Origin of the sequence: Nocardioides aurantiacus, assembly GCF_003752505.1 — a bacterium.
Taxonomy (GTDB): domain Bacteria; phylum Actinomycetota; class Actinomycetes; order Propionibacteriales; family Nocardioidaceae; genus Marmoricola; species Marmoricola aurantiacus.
The window spans coordinates 2,099,910-2,114,655 of the sequence record NZ_RKHO01000001.1; the positions used below are offsets into that span (position 1 = coordinate 2,099,910).

9 protein-coding genes and 3 rRNA genes are annotated in these 14,746 nt (G+C 68.1%); all 12 read right to left on the reverse strand.

The annotated features are described in order from the left end of the window. Window positions 1-76 precede the first annotated feature (76 nt). Window positions 77-1,819 carry a DNA repair protein RecN gene (gene recN / locus EDD33_RS10105; RefSeq protein ID WP_211332503.1) on the reverse strand — a complete coding sequence of 581 codons (1,743 nt, stop codon included), beginning with the start codon at window positions 1,817-1,819 and terminating at the stop codon, window positions 77-79. Next, complete coding sequence (locus EDD33_RS10110; RefSeq protein ID WP_211332504.1) at window positions 1,816-2,802, reverse strand: NAD kinase; 987 nt, start codon at window positions 2,800-2,802, stop codon at window positions 1,816-1,818. The genes recN and EDD33_RS10110 overlap by 4 nt, the downstream gene beginning before the upstream one ends. Beyond that, window positions 2,799-3,638, reverse strand: a complete 840-nt coding sequence (locus EDD33_RS10115; protein ID WP_123390586.1) for a TlyA family RNA methyltransferase — start codon at window positions 3,636-3,638, stop codon at window positions 2,799-2,801. Before EDD33_RS10115 ends, EDD33_RS10110 begins: the two co-directional genes overlap by 4 nt. A gap of 3 nt (window positions 3,639-3,641) precedes the next feature. Then, window positions 3,642-3,836: a hypothetical protein gene (locus EDD33_RS10120; protein ID WP_123390587.1), complete on the reverse strand. Its 195-nt coding sequence runs from the start codon at window positions 3,834-3,836 to the stop codon at window positions 3,642-3,644. Window positions 3,837-3,845: 9 nt separating this feature from the next. Then, the gene (locus EDD33_RS10125; RefSeq protein WP_123390589.1) at window positions 3,846-4,850 is read right to left on the reverse strand and encodes an HAD-IIA family hydrolase; all 1,005 of its coding nucleotides are present in this window, start codon (window positions 4,848-4,850) and stop codon (window positions 3,846-3,848) included. Next, complete coding sequence (locus EDD33_RS10130) at window positions 4,847-5,839, reverse strand: tetratricopeptide repeat protein (RefSeq protein ID WP_246003453.1); 993 nt, start codon at window positions 5,837-5,839, stop codon at window positions 4,847-4,849. Before EDD33_RS10130 ends, EDD33_RS10125 begins: the two co-directional genes overlap by 4 nt. 118 nt (window positions 5,840-5,957) lie before the next feature. After that, a 5S ribosomal RNA gene (gene rrf, locus EDD33_RS10135) occupies window positions 5,958-6,074 on the reverse strand. A 92-nt stretch (window positions 6,075-6,166) separates the two neighbouring features. Next, window positions 6,167-9,283 (reverse strand): 23S ribosomal RNA (locus EDD33_RS10140). Window positions 9,284-9,679: 396 nt separating this feature from the next. Beyond that, window positions 9,680-11,198: ribosomal RNA gene (locus tag EDD33_RS10145) — 16S ribosomal RNA — on the reverse strand. Together the 16S, 23S and 5S rRNA genes form the textbook arrangement of a ribosomal RNA operon. Before the next feature lie 554 nt (window positions 11,199-11,752). After that, window positions 11,753-12,823, reverse strand: coding sequence for an alpha-hydroxy acid oxidase (locus tag EDD33_RS10150; protein ID WP_123390591.1), 1,071 nt, complete (start codon window positions 12,821-12,823; stop codon window positions 11,753-11,755). 4 nt (window positions 12,824-12,827) lie between these two features. Beyond that, on the reverse strand, window positions 12,828-14,090 hold the full coding sequence (gene tyrS / locus EDD33_RS10155) for a tyrosine--tRNA ligase (RefSeq protein WP_123390592.1): 1,263 nt from the start codon (window positions 14,088-14,090) through the stop codon (window positions 12,828-12,830). A 52-nt stretch (window positions 14,091-14,142) separates the two neighbouring features. Then, window positions 14,143-14,715: a TIGR03086 family metal-binding protein gene (locus EDD33_RS10160; RefSeq protein WP_123390594.1), complete on the reverse strand. Its 573-nt coding sequence runs from the start codon at window positions 14,713-14,715 to the stop codon at window positions 14,143-14,145. Between the last annotated feature and the right edge of the window lie 31 nt (window positions 14,716-14,746).

Below are 14,746 nucleotides of genomic sequence, written 5' to 3' on the forward strand. Positions count from 1 at the left end.
CGTGGGTCCCCCGGGGCTCTGGTGCGTGCGGTCGTCCACGGGGTTCGACCCTAGCAAGGGTCGGGCGCCTCGTGCGTCACCGGCTCGATGTCGGTCCGCCGTCGTGGGCGAACTCCTGGGCCACGTCGAGCAGCTCCTGGGCGTGGGCCAGGGCGGTGTCGGAGGACTCCATGCCGGCGAGCATGCGGGAGAGCTCCTGCACCCGGCCCGCGTCGTCGAGGACCTCGAGCCCGGAGGTGGTGACGCTGCCGTCGCTGCTCTTGCGCACCACGACGTGGCGGTCGGCGAAGGCGGCGACCTGGGGCAGGTGGGTCACCACCAGCACCTGGGAGGTGCGCGCCAGGGCCGCGAGCCGGCGCCCGATCTCGACGGCCGCCTTGCCGCCGACCCCGGCGTCGACCTCGTCGAAGACGAAGGTCGGCACGGGCCGGGTCGCGGCCAGGGTGACCTCGAGCGCCAGCATCACCCGGGACAGCTCGCCGCCCGAGGCACCCTTGCCCAGGGGACGCGGCTCCGAGCCGGTGTTGGCCGCCAGCAGCAGCTCGACGTCGTCCACGCCGTGGGGCCCGAAGCGCCAGGTGCCGCCGTCGAGCTCCAGGCCGCGCTCGTCGGGCGTGCGGTCCAAGGTGACCTGCAGCCGCGCGTGGGGCATCGACAGCGCGCCGAGCTCGGTGGTGACGGTGGCGCCCAGGCGGGCGGCCGCCTCGGTGCGGTGGGCCGACATCGTGGCCGCGTCGGCGGCGAGCCGGCGTCGCAGCTCGAGCCGCTCGGCACGCAGCTCCTCGACGCGGTCGTCGGACCCGTCGAGCAGCAGCAGCCGCTGGGAGGCGTCACGGGCCCACTCCAGGACCTCGGCGATGGTCTCGCCGTACTTGCGGGTGAGGCCGGTCAGCGCGGCCCGCCGCTCGGAGACCACGGACAGGCGCGCCGGGTCGGTCTCCAGCCCCGTGGCGTACGACGCGACGTCGGCCGCCACGTCGGCCAGCAGGTAGCTGACCTCGGCCACCCGGCCGGCCAGGGACGCCGCCTCCGGGTCGTGCTCGCGGACGCCCTCCAGGGCACGCCGTGCCGCGGCGACGGCCCCGAGCGCGTCGGGGGCGTCCTGGTCCGACGACAGCGCCTCGCGTGCCGTCTCCGCGCCCTCGCGCAGCGTGTCGGCGTAGCCCAGGCGTGCCTCCTCGGCCGCCAGGTCGGACTCCTCACCGGCGACGGGGTCGAGGGCCTCGACCTCCTCCAGCCCGAGGCGCAGCACGTCGGCCTCGCGCGCCCGCTCGCGAGCAGAGCCCAGGACCTCCCGCAGCTCCTGCACGACCGACCGCAGCCGGGCGTGGTCGCCCTGGTAGCGCTGCAGCACCTGCGCCAACGGGGCCCCGGTGTAGGCGTCGAGCGCCTCGCGCTGCGCCTCGGGGCGCAGCAGCCGGTGCTGGTCGGACTGGCCGTGCACCGCGACCAGCGCGCTGCCGACGCGTCCCAGCGCGGACGCCGGCACCGACGCGCCGCCGAGGAAGGCGCGCGAGCGGCCCTCCGCGGAGACCTGGCGGGCCAGCAGCACCCGCTCGTCCTCGATCTCGCCGCCGTGCTCCTCGACGGCCGCGGCCACCGCAGGTCCTGCGGTCACCAGGCCTTCGACCCGGGCACCGCGGCGACCCGTGCGCACCGCACCGCTGTCGGCCCGACCGCCCAGCAGCAGGCCCAGGGCGGTCACGAGCATGGTCTTGCCGGCCCCGGTCTCGCCGGTGATGACGCTCAGGCCCTCACCCAGCTCGAGCACGGACTCGTCGATGACGCCCAGCGAGCTGATCCGGATCTCCTCGATCACGGCTGGTCCTGGTGCACGTGGTCGGCCTGGCGGCGACGGCGCTCGGCCGCCCCCCGCCATCCCGCGACCGGGAGGCCGAACTTGGCCACCAGCCGGTCGGTGAAGGGCGCCTCGTGGAGCCGCACCAGCCGCACCGGGGAGGCCCCGCGACGCACCTCGATGCGGGCCCCAGGCGGCAGGTCGACCGTGCGACGACCGTCGCACCACAGCACCCCGGCGCCCTCGGTGCGGGCCAGGACCTCGACGGCGAGGGTCGAGGTCGGGCCGACCACCATGGGTCGGGCGAAGAGCGCGTGGGCGCTGATCGGCACCATCAGCAGCGCCTCGACCTCGGGCCAGACCACGGGTCCCCCCGCGCTGAAGTTGTAGGCCGTGGAGCCGGTCGGCGTCGCACAGACGATGCCGTCGCAGCCGAACCGGCTCAGCGGCCGACCGTCGACCTCGACGACGACCTCGAGCATCCGCGACCGGACGGCCTTCTCGACGCTGGCCTCGTTGAGCGCCCAGGTGCTGGCGACCTTCTCCTTGCCCTGGAAGACCTGCACGTCGAGGGTGAGGCGCTCGTCGACCGACCAGCGGCGGGCCACGACCCGCTCGATCATGGTGTCGACCTCCTCGCTCTCGGCCTCGGCCAGGAAGCCGACGTGACCGAGGTTGACCCCGAGGAGCGGGGTGGTCGTGCCGTGGGTGAGCTCGCAGGCCCGCAGGATCGTGCCGTCACCGCCGATCACGAGCACCAGCTCGCACTCGTCGGCGCCGGCGGCCTCGCACGGCACCGACTCGACCTCGACGCCGGCAGGCAGCTCGGACTCCTTGGCCTCGTCCTCGAGCATCCGCACCACCAGGCCGTGGCCGAGCAGCGCGCCGACGATCGCCCGGGTCACCGCACGGGCCTCCTCGCGGCCGGTGTGGGCCACCACCAGGATGCGACGAGCGGAGCCGGCGGCGGGGTCGCTCTCGAGGTCGCGCTGGGGGACGGTCACGGATCCACCCTCTCACCCGGTCCCGACAGTCCTGCCGAGCTCGCCACCTCGGCCTCGATCGCGTCGGGCGCCAGCCGCTCCGGCCCGCGGCGCAGCCACAGGAAGTACTCCACGTTGCCCGACGGCCCCGGGAGCGGGCTGGTGGTCACCGCGCGGGCGCCCCAGCCCCGGGCCGCCGCGGCGTCCGCCACGTCGCGGACCACCTCGGCCCGCAGCGCCGGCTCGCGGACGACTCCGCCCTTGCCCAGCCGCGAGCGGCCGACCTCGAACTGCGGCTTGACCATGACCGCGAGGTCGCCGTCGTCGGCCGTGACTCCCAGCAGCGCGTCGAGGACGAGCCGCAGCGAGATGAAGGACAGGTCGCCGACCACGAGGTCGACCGAACCGCCGATCAGCTCCGGGGTGAGGTCACGGACGTTGGTCCGGTCGTGCACCAGCACCCGGGAGTCGCTCTGCAGGGCCCAGACCAGCTGGCCGTAGCCCACGTCGACGGCGACCACCTGCGCGGCGCCGGCGCGCAGCAGCACGTCGGTGAACCCGCCGGTCGAGGCGCCGGCGTCGAGGCAGCGTCGTCCCTCGACCGCCAGCCCCAGCGGGACGAAGGCGGCCAGTGCCCCGGCCAGCTTGTGCCCGCCCCGGCTGGCGTAGTCCGGGCTGTCCGGGTCCTCGCGGACCACGAGGTCGGCGTCGGTGGTCACGCCGGTCGCGGGCTTGGTCGCCGGGGCCCGGTTGACCGTCACCCGACCGGCGGCGATCAGCTCCGAGGCGTGCTCGCGCGAGCGCGCCAGGCCGCGTCGCACCAGCTCGGCGTCGAGGCGCAGCCGCCGTGGGGGCACGCCTCAGCCGCGCGCGCCGTCGCCGGCCAGCGCGCGGCGCAGCGAGTCGTGGGCCGCCTCGAAGACGGCCACGTGCTCCTCGAGCGGACGGTCGTCGAGGCCCTCCACCGACCGCAGCACGGCCTGGACCCGGTCGCCACCGGCCTCGGCGGGGTGCACGTCGGGTGCGACGGGCGCGGGGATGCTCTGCTCGTCCATGCGGGGAGGCTACTCGGGCGGACGGACGCCGTCGGTCGCGACAGGCTGGCCCTCGGCGTCGAGATGGGTCCACGCCGCCTCGGCGACCGCGCGCCACCAGTCGGCCGTCGCCCCGTCGCCCTGGACCTGCAGCGCCCCGTCGACGACACGAGCGGTCCAGCCGCCCACCGCCGCGGCGTCGCCCTCGTGGGTCACCTCGGGCTGCGGCTCGGCCAGCGTGGCCAGGTCCGGTGCGACGTACGTCGGACGACAGCTCGGGTCGGCCGCCACCAGCTCCTCGAGCCCGGTGACGCCGGTGAGCACCAGCAGGGTGTCCCACCCGATGGCGACCCCGCCCTCGATGTCGGTGTCGAGCCGGTCACCGACCACCAGGGGCCGCTCCCCGCCCACCCGGTCGAGGGTCTCCTCGAACAGGGCCCGCTGCGGCTTGCCCGCGACCTCGGGCTCCCGGTCGGCGAAGTCCGCGATCAGCCGGACCAGCGCCCCGTTGCCCGGCGCGACGCCCGACGCCGTGGGGATCGTCATGTCGGTGTTGCTGACGACCCAGGGCAGCCCGTCGTGGACCAGCGTGGCGCCGGCCATGACCTGCTTCCAGGGCAGGTCGGGCCCGTAGCCCTGCACGACGGCCACCGGCTCCTCGCCGACCGTCGAGACCGGCACCAGGTCACGCTCCCGCAGCGCGAGCTCGAGGCCCTCGCCGCCGATCAGGAACACCTTGCTGCCGGGCTCGAGCTGGGCCGCGAGCAGCCGTGCGGCGGCCTGGGCGCTGTTGACGACGTCCTCGTCGCGGGCCTCCACCCCGAGCGAGCGCAGGTGCTCCCCCACCGTGGCCGGCGGGCGCGAGGCGTTGTTGGTGACGAAGGCGAGGTGCATGCCGGCGGACTGCGCCGCGTTGAGCGCCTCCGGCGCACCGGCGACGGCGTCACGACCGCGGTAGACGACCCCGTCGAGGTCGAGCACCGCCACGTCGTAGGCCTCCCGCAACGGGGTCTCGCAGGCACCGAGCAGGCTCACCCCTCCAGCGACCTCTCCACCTCGGTGGCCCGTGCCGCGGCGTCGGTGGCCCGCTCGGCGTCGACGGCGTCGGCGCGGTGGAACCAGGTCAGTGCGTCCTGCGGCCGCTCGGCCGCCACGAGCGCATCGGCGTAGGCGTAGCGCAGTCGCGCCACCCACGTGTCGCGCGCCTTGGACATCAGCGGGGACAGCTCCAGCGTCCGCAGCGCGGCGTCCAGCTCGCCCCGGTCACGACGGGCACCGGCCTCCACGATCGTCAGCTCGGCCAGCAGTGCCGGCGCGAGCTTGTCCTTGGGTGCGTTCTTCACCACGGCCAGCGCCCGGTCGGGCCGACCGAGGGCGCGCTCGCAGTCGGCGATGATGGCGACGTAGTCCTGAGCACCGTTCATCCGCTTCGCGGCCTTCAGCTCGGCGAGCGCCTCGGCGTACTCGCCCGCGGCGTAGGCCGCCTCGCCGACGGCCTCGCGCACCACGGCCAACCGGCTGGCGCGCGCACGGGCGGCGAGCGTGTGCTCGTACGCCGTCCGCGGCTCGGTCTCGATCAGCTCGCCCGCGGCCACCAGGTGGCGGGACACGCGCAGCGCCAGCTTGTCCGGCAGCGACTTCAGCTGCGCGGCGATGCTGCGGTCGAGCTCGCGACCGGTGATCTCCTCGGGGATGGGCGGGCCGTCGTACTTCGCCTGGGTCTCCGACCGGTCCTCGTCGGACCTCCGACGGTCGTCCCGACGGTCGTCCCGGCGGGGCCGACTGAACTCGCGGCTGCTGTCGCCGCTGCGCCGCGGACCGCGGCCGGCGGGAGGACCGCCACGGCTGTCCGCACCCCCGCGGGGCTTGCCGTCGCTGCTGCGGGGCTTGCCGTCGCCACGGGGCTTGGAGTCGCCACGGGGCCCGCTGTCGGGGCGCCCGCGGGAGGGCCGACCCTCACCGCCACCTCGGGAGCTGCTGCTCCCACCTGCGCGGGGGCCTCGGGGGGAACGGTCTTGGGGCACGGGATCTCCTGGTGACGCGGGGCTGACGAGCGTAGTGCACCTACGCGGCTGTTCGGCGGGGACGACAAACAGCTGAGGGCCGCCCCCGGGTGTCGGGGGCGGCCCTCAGTGAAGTGTTGTCCGGCGACGTCCTACTCTCCCACGACCTCCCGGTCGCAGTACCATCGGCGCTGTCAGGCTTGACTTCCGGGTTCGGAATGGGACCGGGTATTTCCCTGACGCTATGGCCGCCGTAACTCTATGGAGTTATCTACACAGTGGACACAAAAACTTCTCGTGTTCCCGTCCGTAACTCGGGAACCACACAGTGGACGCGCAACATCTTTGAGGGACAAGCCCTCGGCCTATTAGTACCGGTCGGCTAGGCATTACTGCTGTACACCTCCGGCCTATCAACCCAGTCGTCTACTGGGGGCCTTACCCGGTTAACCCGGTGGGAAACCTCATCTTGAAACGTGCTTCCCGCTTAGATGCTTTCAGCGGTTATCACTTCCGAACGTAGCCAACCAGCCGTGCTCTTGGCAGAACAACTGGCACACCAGAGGTTCGTCCATCCCGGTCCTCTCGTACTAGGGACAGCCTTTCTCAAGTTTCCTGCGCGCGCGGCGGATAGGGACCGAACTGTCTCACGACGTTCTAAACCCAGCTCGCGTGCCGCTTTAATGGGCGAACAGCCCAACCCTTGGGACCTACTCCAGCCCCAGGATGCGACGAGCCGACATCGAGGTGCCAAACCATCCCGTCGATATGGACTCTTGGGGAAGATCAGCCTGTTATCCCCGGGGTACCTTTTATCCGTTGAGCGACGCCGCTTCCACATGCCAGCGCCGGATCACTAGTTCCGACTTTCGTCCCTGCTCGAGCTGTCACTCTCACAGTCAAGCTCCCTTGTGCACTTACACTCGAAACCTGATTGCCAACCAGGCTGAGGGAACCTTTGAGCGCCTCCGTTACATTTTAGGAGGCAACCGCCCCAGTTAAACTACCCATCAGGCACTGTCCCTGATCCGGATAACGGACCTAGGTTAGATATCTAATACGACCAGAGTGGTATTTCAACGATGACTCCACACCCACTGGCGTGAGCGCTTCACAGTCTCCCACCTATCCTACACAAGTCGAACCAAACACCAATACCAAACTATAGTAAAGGTCCCGGGGTCTTTCCGTCCTGCCGCGCGTAACGAGCATCTTTACTCGTAGTGCAATTTCGCCGAGTCCACGGTTGAGACAGCGCCCAAGTCGTTACTCCATTCGTGCAGGTCGGAACTTACCCGACAAGGAATTTCGCTACCTTAGGATGGTTATAGTTACCACCGCCGTTTACTGGGGCTTAAGTTCTCCGCTTCGACACACGAATGTGTCTAACAGGTCCCCTTAACCTTCCAGCACCGGGCAGGAGTCAGTCCGTATACATCGTCTTACAACTTCGCACGGACCTGTGTTTTTAGTAAACAGTCGCTTGGGCCTGGTCTCTGCGGCCATCACCGCGTCTCACAGCAAGTGTGATAACGGATCCGGCCCCCCTTCTCCCGAAGTTACGGGGGCATTTTGCCGAGTTCCTTAACCATGGTTCACTCGATCGCCTTGGTATTCTCTACCTGATCACCTGAGTCGGTTTGGGGTACGGGCGGCGCACAGCTCGCTAGAGGTTTTTCTCGACAGCATAGGATCATCCACTTCACCCATACGGGCTCCCCATCAGGTCTCAGACTATATGAGAGACGGATTTGCCTATCTCTCGTCCTACACCCTTAGCCAACGACAACCATCGCGTTGGTTGGACTACCTTCCTGCGTCACCCCATCGCTTGACTACTACTGGATCGGGTCATGCGCTCTGCCACCATCGCCCCGAAGGGTCCCGGTGGTTTCGGGCACTTAGCATCACCAGCCTCGTCAGGGGCGCTGTTTTGCCGGTACGGGAATATCAACCCGTTGTCCATCGACTACGCCTGTCGGCCTCGCCTTAGGTCCCGACTTACCCAGGGCAGATTAGCTTGACCCTGGAACCCTTGATCATTCGGCGGAAGAGTTTCTCACTCTTCATTCGCTACTCATGCCTGCATTCTCACTCGTGTGGCATCCACGACTGGTTCACACCGCCGCTTCACTCGCCACACGACGCTCCCCTACCCATCCACACACCTGGACCCACCAAAGTGGGCCTGGATAACGCATGAATGCCATAGCTTCGGCGGATGACTTGAGCCCCGCTACATTGTCGGCGCGGAATCACTTGACCAGTGAGCTATTACGCACTCTTTCAAGGGTGGCTGCTTCTAAGCCAACCTCCTGGTTGTCTGTGCGACTCCACATCCTTTTCCACTTAGTCACCGCTTAGGGGCCTTAGCTGATGGTCTGGGCTGTTTCCCTCTCGACAATGGAGCTTATCCCCCACTGTCTCACTGCCGCGCTCTCACTTCCCGGCATTCGGAGTTTGGTTGATTTCGGTAAGCTTGTGGGCCCCCTAGACCATCCAGTGCTCTACCTCCGGGAAGAAACACGCGACGCTGCACCTAAATGCATTTCGGGGAGAACCAGCTATCACGAAGTTTGATTGGCCTTTCACCCCTATCCACAGGTCATCCCCTCAGTTTTCAACCTAAGTGGGTTCGGTCCTCCACGCGGTCTTACCCGCGCTTCAACCTGCCCATGGATAGATCACTTCGCTTCGGGTCTTGATCGTGCCACTCAAACGCCCTATTAGGACTCGCTTTCGCTACGGCTACCCCACACGGGTTAACCTCGCGACACAACGCAAACTCGCAGGCTCATTCTTCAAAAGGCACGCCGTCACCTGGTCCATAAATGGACTTCAGCTCCGACGGATTGTAGGCACATGGTTTCAGGTACTATTTCACTCCCCGCCAGGGGTACTTTTCACCTTTCCCTCACGGTACTTGTCCGCTATCGGTCACCAAGGAGTATTTAGGCTTAACGGGTGGTCCCGCCAGATTCACACGGAATTTCAGGGGTTCCGTGTTACTTGGGGTAACGCCACAGAGCTGAACGCTTACGTATACGGGGGTATCACCCTCTACGCCGGGACTTTCCAGTCCACTTCCACTTCACGATCAGTTTCTTACTCTGCGCTGGTTCGGCAGAACCAGCCAGGCGGCCCCACAACCCTCAAACCGCAACGCCTGCCGGCTATCACACGACCTGAGTTTGGCCTCATCCGATTTCGCTCGCCACTACTCTCGGAATCACTGTTGTTTTCTCTTCCTACCGGTACTGAGATGTTTCACTTCCCGGTGTTCCCTCACCACACCCTATGTGTTCAGGTGGGCGTAACTGGACATGACTCCAGCTGGGTTTCCCCATTCGGACATCCCCGGATCAACGCTCGGTTGCCAACTTCCCGGGGCTTATCGCAGGCTCCTACGTCCTTCATCGGCTCTTGGTGCCAAGGCATCCACCATGTGCCCTTAGTAGCTTGTCTTGCTACAAAGATGCTCGCGTCCACTGTGTAGTTCTCAAACTGCGGGCGGAACACCTGACAAAACCCCCGCTGACCCCCGCACCAGACCCCCACCAACAGTGGAGACCCAACACACGGGCAGTTCGAGGCATCAGGCGCCGCAAAGGTAACCGAGTCATTCCACTCGATCCCTCAGGACCCAACAGTGTGTCAAGCACTAACCGACGCACACGACCCCAGTTTTTCCACGCCCACCACCAGCGAACCAGTGACGGACAGTACTGACCAGGACCGCGCCTGCGGCCTGCACCAACTAATCGACGTTCCACCAAGCAGCTGACAGACGCGAGACACGAACGGCCCCGAACGACTGCCATGGACACCACCCCTACGGGGCAGCGCCAAGATGCTCCTTAGAAAGGAGGTGATCCAGCCGCACCTTCCGGTACGGCTACCTTGTTACGACTTCGTCCCAATCGCTCGCCCCACCTTCGACAGCTCCCTCCGTAAACGGTTGGGCCACTGGCTTCGGGTGTTGCCAACTTTCGTGACGTGACGGGCGGTGTGTACAAGGCCCGGGAACGTATTCACCGCAGCGTTGCTGATCTGCGATTACTAGCGACTCCGACTTCATGGGGTCGAGTTGCAGACCCCAATCCGAACTGAGACCGGCTTTTTGGGATTCGCTCCACCTTACGGTATCGCAGCCCTTTGTACCGGCCATTGTAGCATGCGTGAAGCCCTAGGCATAAGGGGCATGATGACTTGACGTCATCCCCACCTTCCTCCGAGTTGACCCCGGCAGTCTCTTATGAGTCCCCACCATGACGTGCTGGCAACATAAGACGAGGGTTGCGCTCGTTGCGGGACTTAACCCAACATCTCACGACACGAGCTGACGACAGCCATGCACCACCTGTACACCAGTGTCCAAAGAGACCCCTGTCTCCAGGGGCTTCTGGTGTATGTCAAACCTAGGTAAGGTTCTTCGCGTTGCATCGAATTAATCCGCATGCTCCGCCGCTTGTGCGGGCCCCCGTCAATTCCTTTGAGTTTTAGCCTTGCGGCCGTACTCCCCAGGCGGGGCGCTTAATGCGTTAGCTGCGGCACGGAACTCGTGGAATGAGTCCCACACCTAGCGCCCAACGTTTACGGTGTGGACTACCAGGGTATCTAATCCTGTTCGCTCCCCACACTTTCGCTCCTCAGCGTCAGGTAATGCCCAGAGAACCGCCTTCGCCACCGGTGTTCCTCCTGATATCTGCGCATTTCACCGCTACACCAGGAATTCCGTTCTCCCCTGCATACCTCTAGTCTGCCCGTATCGGAAGCAGGCTCAGGGTTAAGCCCTGAGTTTTCACTCCCGACGCAACAAACCGCCTACGAGCCCTTTACGCCCAATAATTCCGGACAACGCTCGCACCCTACGTATTACCGCGGCTGCTGGCACGTAGTTGGCCGGTGCTTCTTCTGCGCATACCGTCACTTTCGCTTCGTCTGCGCTGAAAGAGGTTTACAACCCGAAGGCCGTCATCCCTCACGCGGCGTTGCTGGATCAGGCTTTCGCCCATTGTCCAATATTCCCCACTGCTGCCTCCCGTAGGAGTCTGGGCCGTGTCTCAGTCCCAGTGTGGCCGGTCACCCTCTCAGGCCGGCTACCCGTCGAAGCCTTGGTGAGCCATTACCTCACCAACAAGCTGATAGGCCGCGAGCTCATCCTGCACCGCCAGAACTTTCCACCCAACGCGATGCCGCGCCAGGTCATATCCGGTATTAGCCACCGTTTCCGGTGGTTATCCCAAAGTGCAGGGCAGATTGCTCACGTGTTACTCACCCGTTCGCCGCTCGTGTACCCCGAAGGGCCTTACCGCTCGACTTGCATGTGTTAAGCACGCCGCCAGCGTTCGTCCTGAGCCAGGATCAAACTCTCCATTGAAAAACAGAAAATCCAAACCCCGGCAAAAAAACGCAACACTGACAAATCAAATTGCCAGAATCATCGTCGTTCTACCAAAGGAACCATCAACCATCCCCCACAACCCCCACAAACGAGAGCCACAGAAAACAGCCGACAGGTAAATTAATTCGTCGACTTTTGACACACTGTTGAGTTCTCAAGAATCAAGCGCGCACCCGATTACTGGCCTTTCGGCCGCATCGCGGGGCGACAGTCAAACTTACCGGACTCACCTGAGCGAGTCAAACCCGCTCCGATCCGTCCTCCCCACTTGGGAGCTCCGCCATGAGTGACCTCGAGGCCGCCGTGGCGCACACTCGAAGACCTCGGCTGAGGTGCTTGGTGGGGGTGGTTGTCCCGGTCCGGCCGCGAGGTCCTGATCCGGACCCGCGTCCCGCTTCCTCCGGGCCAACGAGGTGAAACATTAGGACCCCCGGCGGGCCCGGTCAAATCGAGCCGTCGTGGCCCCGGTCACACGGGCTCGTAACGCTGGTCAGGCCCGCTTCGGGGCTCGTGCGGGGCCGTCGGCAGGGTCACCGAGGGCCTGTGGCTCCGCTGTCGACCACGCCCCGCAGCGCGGCGACGTCGGGGCACCCGGCCAGGCGCATCGCCTCCTCGAGCTCGTCGTGGAGCAGCCCCAGGGCGCGGCGTACACCGTCGGGCCCCTCGGCGGCCAGGGCCATGAACAGCGGGCGCCCGAGCAGCACGGCATCGGCGCCGAGCGCCAGGCCCACGGCCGCGTGGAGCCCGCTGCGCACTCCCCCGTCGACGAGCACCGTCGCCCGGTCTCCGACGGCCTCCCGGACGCGGCCGACGCAGCGGGCCGTGGCCTGGGCCTGGTCGAGCTGGCGTCCCCCGTGGTTGGAGACCCAGACCCCGTCTGCGCCCGCCTGGACGGCGTCGGCCGCGTCGTCCCCCCGCAGCACGCCCTTGACCACGAGCGGCACGCCCGACCGCTCGCGCAGCCAGCCCAGGTCGGCCGGCGCGAGGTCCATGGCCTTGGCACGACCAGCCGGGTCGGGCTCCCGGCCGGACTCGGGCAGGTTGGCGCCCACCCACGCCGGGTCGGCCACGTCCCAGACGCGCTCCTCGTCCGGGGCGGCGTGCCGCGTGCCGACGACCGGGGTGTCGACCGTGAGGACGACGGCGGCCGCGCCGTGGCGCACCGCCTCGTCGAGCAGCCGGGCGGCGACCTCCCGCTCCGGGGTCATGTAGAGCTGGAGCCACCACGTCGCCCCCGTGGCCCCGACGTCGGCGAAGGTGCTCCCGGCGTTGCTGGAGAGCACCATCGGGACGCCGGCCACCGCAGCCGCCTCCGCCATCGCGACCTCGCCGCGGGCGTGGGCCGCACGCTGCAGCGTCATCGGGGCGACGCCCAGGGGCGACCGGGTGGGGCTGCCGAGCAGCGCACCGCCCAGGCGCACCTCGCGGACGTCGCGCAGCACCCGGGGCAGCAGCCTGACCTCGCGCCAGGCCGCGGTCGCCTCGGCCAGGGTCACCTCGTCGCGGGCGCCCTCGCTGACGTAGCGCAGCACCGGGGCGGGCAGGACGGCACGGGCTCGGCTCTCCAGGTCGGCGAGCCACCCCGTCGCGTCCCCGTGCACGGGCTCAGCCCACCTCGACGCCGGCGAGGTTCTTCTTGCCCCGCCGCAGCACCAGCCAGGAACCCCCCAGGAGGTCCTGGGGGCCGGGCACGTGGTCGACGTCGGTGACACGCTCGTTGTTGAGGTAGGCCCCGCCCTCGCTGATGGTGCGGCGCGCCTCGCCCTTGCTCCTGACCAGCCCGGAGGCGACGAGCAGGTCCACCGTCGGCGTCCCCGCGGGCGCCCTGGAGGTCCCGGCCTCGCGCAGCGCGGCCGCCAACGTGCCGGGGTGGAGCTCTCGCAGCTCGCCCCCGCCGAACAGTGCTGCGGCTGCCGCCTTGGCCTGCTCGGTCTCGGCAGCACCGTGCACCAGCGTGGTCACCTCGTCGGCCAGCCGCTTCTGCGCGGCCCTCCGGAAGGGCTGCTCGGCGGTGGCCGCGTCGAGCTCCTCGATCTCCTCCCGGGTCAGGAAGGTGAAGATCCGCAGCAGCTCGCCGACCTTCTCGTCCTCCACGTTGAGCCAGAACTGGTGGAAGGCGTACGGCGAGAGCATCTGCGGGTCCAGCCACAGCGCCCCGCCCTCGGTCTTGCCGTACTTGGTGCCGTCGGCCTTGGTCACCAGCGGCGTGGCGAAGGCGTGCGCGTGGCCGCCCTCGGCCCGGCGGATCAGCTCGACGCCTCCGGTGAGGTTGCCCCACTGGTCGCTGCCGCCGAACTGCAGCGTCACCCCGTGGTCGCGGTGGAGGTTGAGGAAGTCCATCGACTGGAGCAGCACGTAGCTGAACTCGGTGTAGCTGATGCCGGCCTCCAGCCGGCTCCGCACGACGTCGCGGGCCAGCATGCGGTTGACCGGGAAGTGCTTGCCGATGTCGCGCAGGAAGTCGATCGTGGAGAGGCTCGCGGTCCAGTCGTAGTTGTCGACCATCGTGGCGCCGGTCGGTCCGTCGAAGTCCAGGAACGGCTCGATCTGGGAGCGGACGCGACCCACCCACTCCTTGACCGTGTCGCGGCTGTTGAGGGTGCGTTCGCCGGAGTCCCGGGGGTCGCCGATCATGCCGGTCGCACCCCCGACGAGGGCGTACGGCGTGTGGCCGGCCTGCTGGAGCCTGCGGGCCGTCAGCAGCTGCACCAGGTTGCCCATGTGGAGGCTCGGCGCGGTCGGGTCGAAGCCGACGTAGAACCGGACGCTGTCCGCCGTGAGCGCCTCGCGGAGGGCGTCACGGTCGGTCGCGTGCGCGATCAGCCCCCGCCACTCCAGGTCGTCGAGCAGGTGCGGGTCGGTGGTCAACGTGCGTGTCTCCTCGTGCGCGGACGGTGGGCCACCAGCCTCCCACGTGGGGTCAGCGGCCCCAGGCCGGGTCGCGGCCCGACGCGGCGAGCGCCCGGTCGAGCGCCGACGGGTCCTCCCCGGCGTCGGCCTCGGCGCCGAACGCGCCCAGCGAGCGGCCGGACTCGCCGTGCTCGTCGAGGAGCTGCTGCGCCTGCTCGGCGACGGCGTCGTCGAGCTCGAGCTCCTGGCCCGTGGCGCGGGCGAGGTCCCAGCCGTGGAGCAGCACCTCGAGGAAGGCCATGTCGCCCACGTCCTTGCGCGCCATCGCCCCGTCGAGCGCCTCGCCCTCCCACGCCTCCGGCTGCGCCCACGCGTCGGCCACGGCGACCAGCCGGTCGGACAGCTGGTCGCGCCAGGCCTCCCCCAGCTCCTGGCCGCTCGTCCCCCAGGGATCGTCGCGGTCCAGCGGCTCCCCGGCCCCCACGCGCCGCATGGCCTCGGTGGTGCCGAGCAGGTGCGAGGTCAGCCCGCGCACGTCCCAGTCGTGGCAGGGGGTCTTCGCGTCCAGCGACGCCGTCGGTACCCCCTGGACGACCGGCTGGAGGCTGGCGACGAGGCCGTGCAGGTGCTCGCGGGTGGTCATGGGGCTCCTCGGGGTGAGGTCGGCGGACGTG

Bases quoted from the DNA above. Each gene is read 5' to 3' on its own strand.
- EDD33_RS10120 (WP_123390587.1), bottom strand. From the start codon at position 3,836: ATGGACGAGCAGAGCATCCCCGCGCCCGTCGCACCCGACGTGCACCCC.
- EDD33_RS10160 (WP_123390594.1), bottom strand. From the start codon at position 14,715: ATGACCACCCGCGAGCACCTGCACGGCCTCGTCGCCAGCCTCCAGCCG.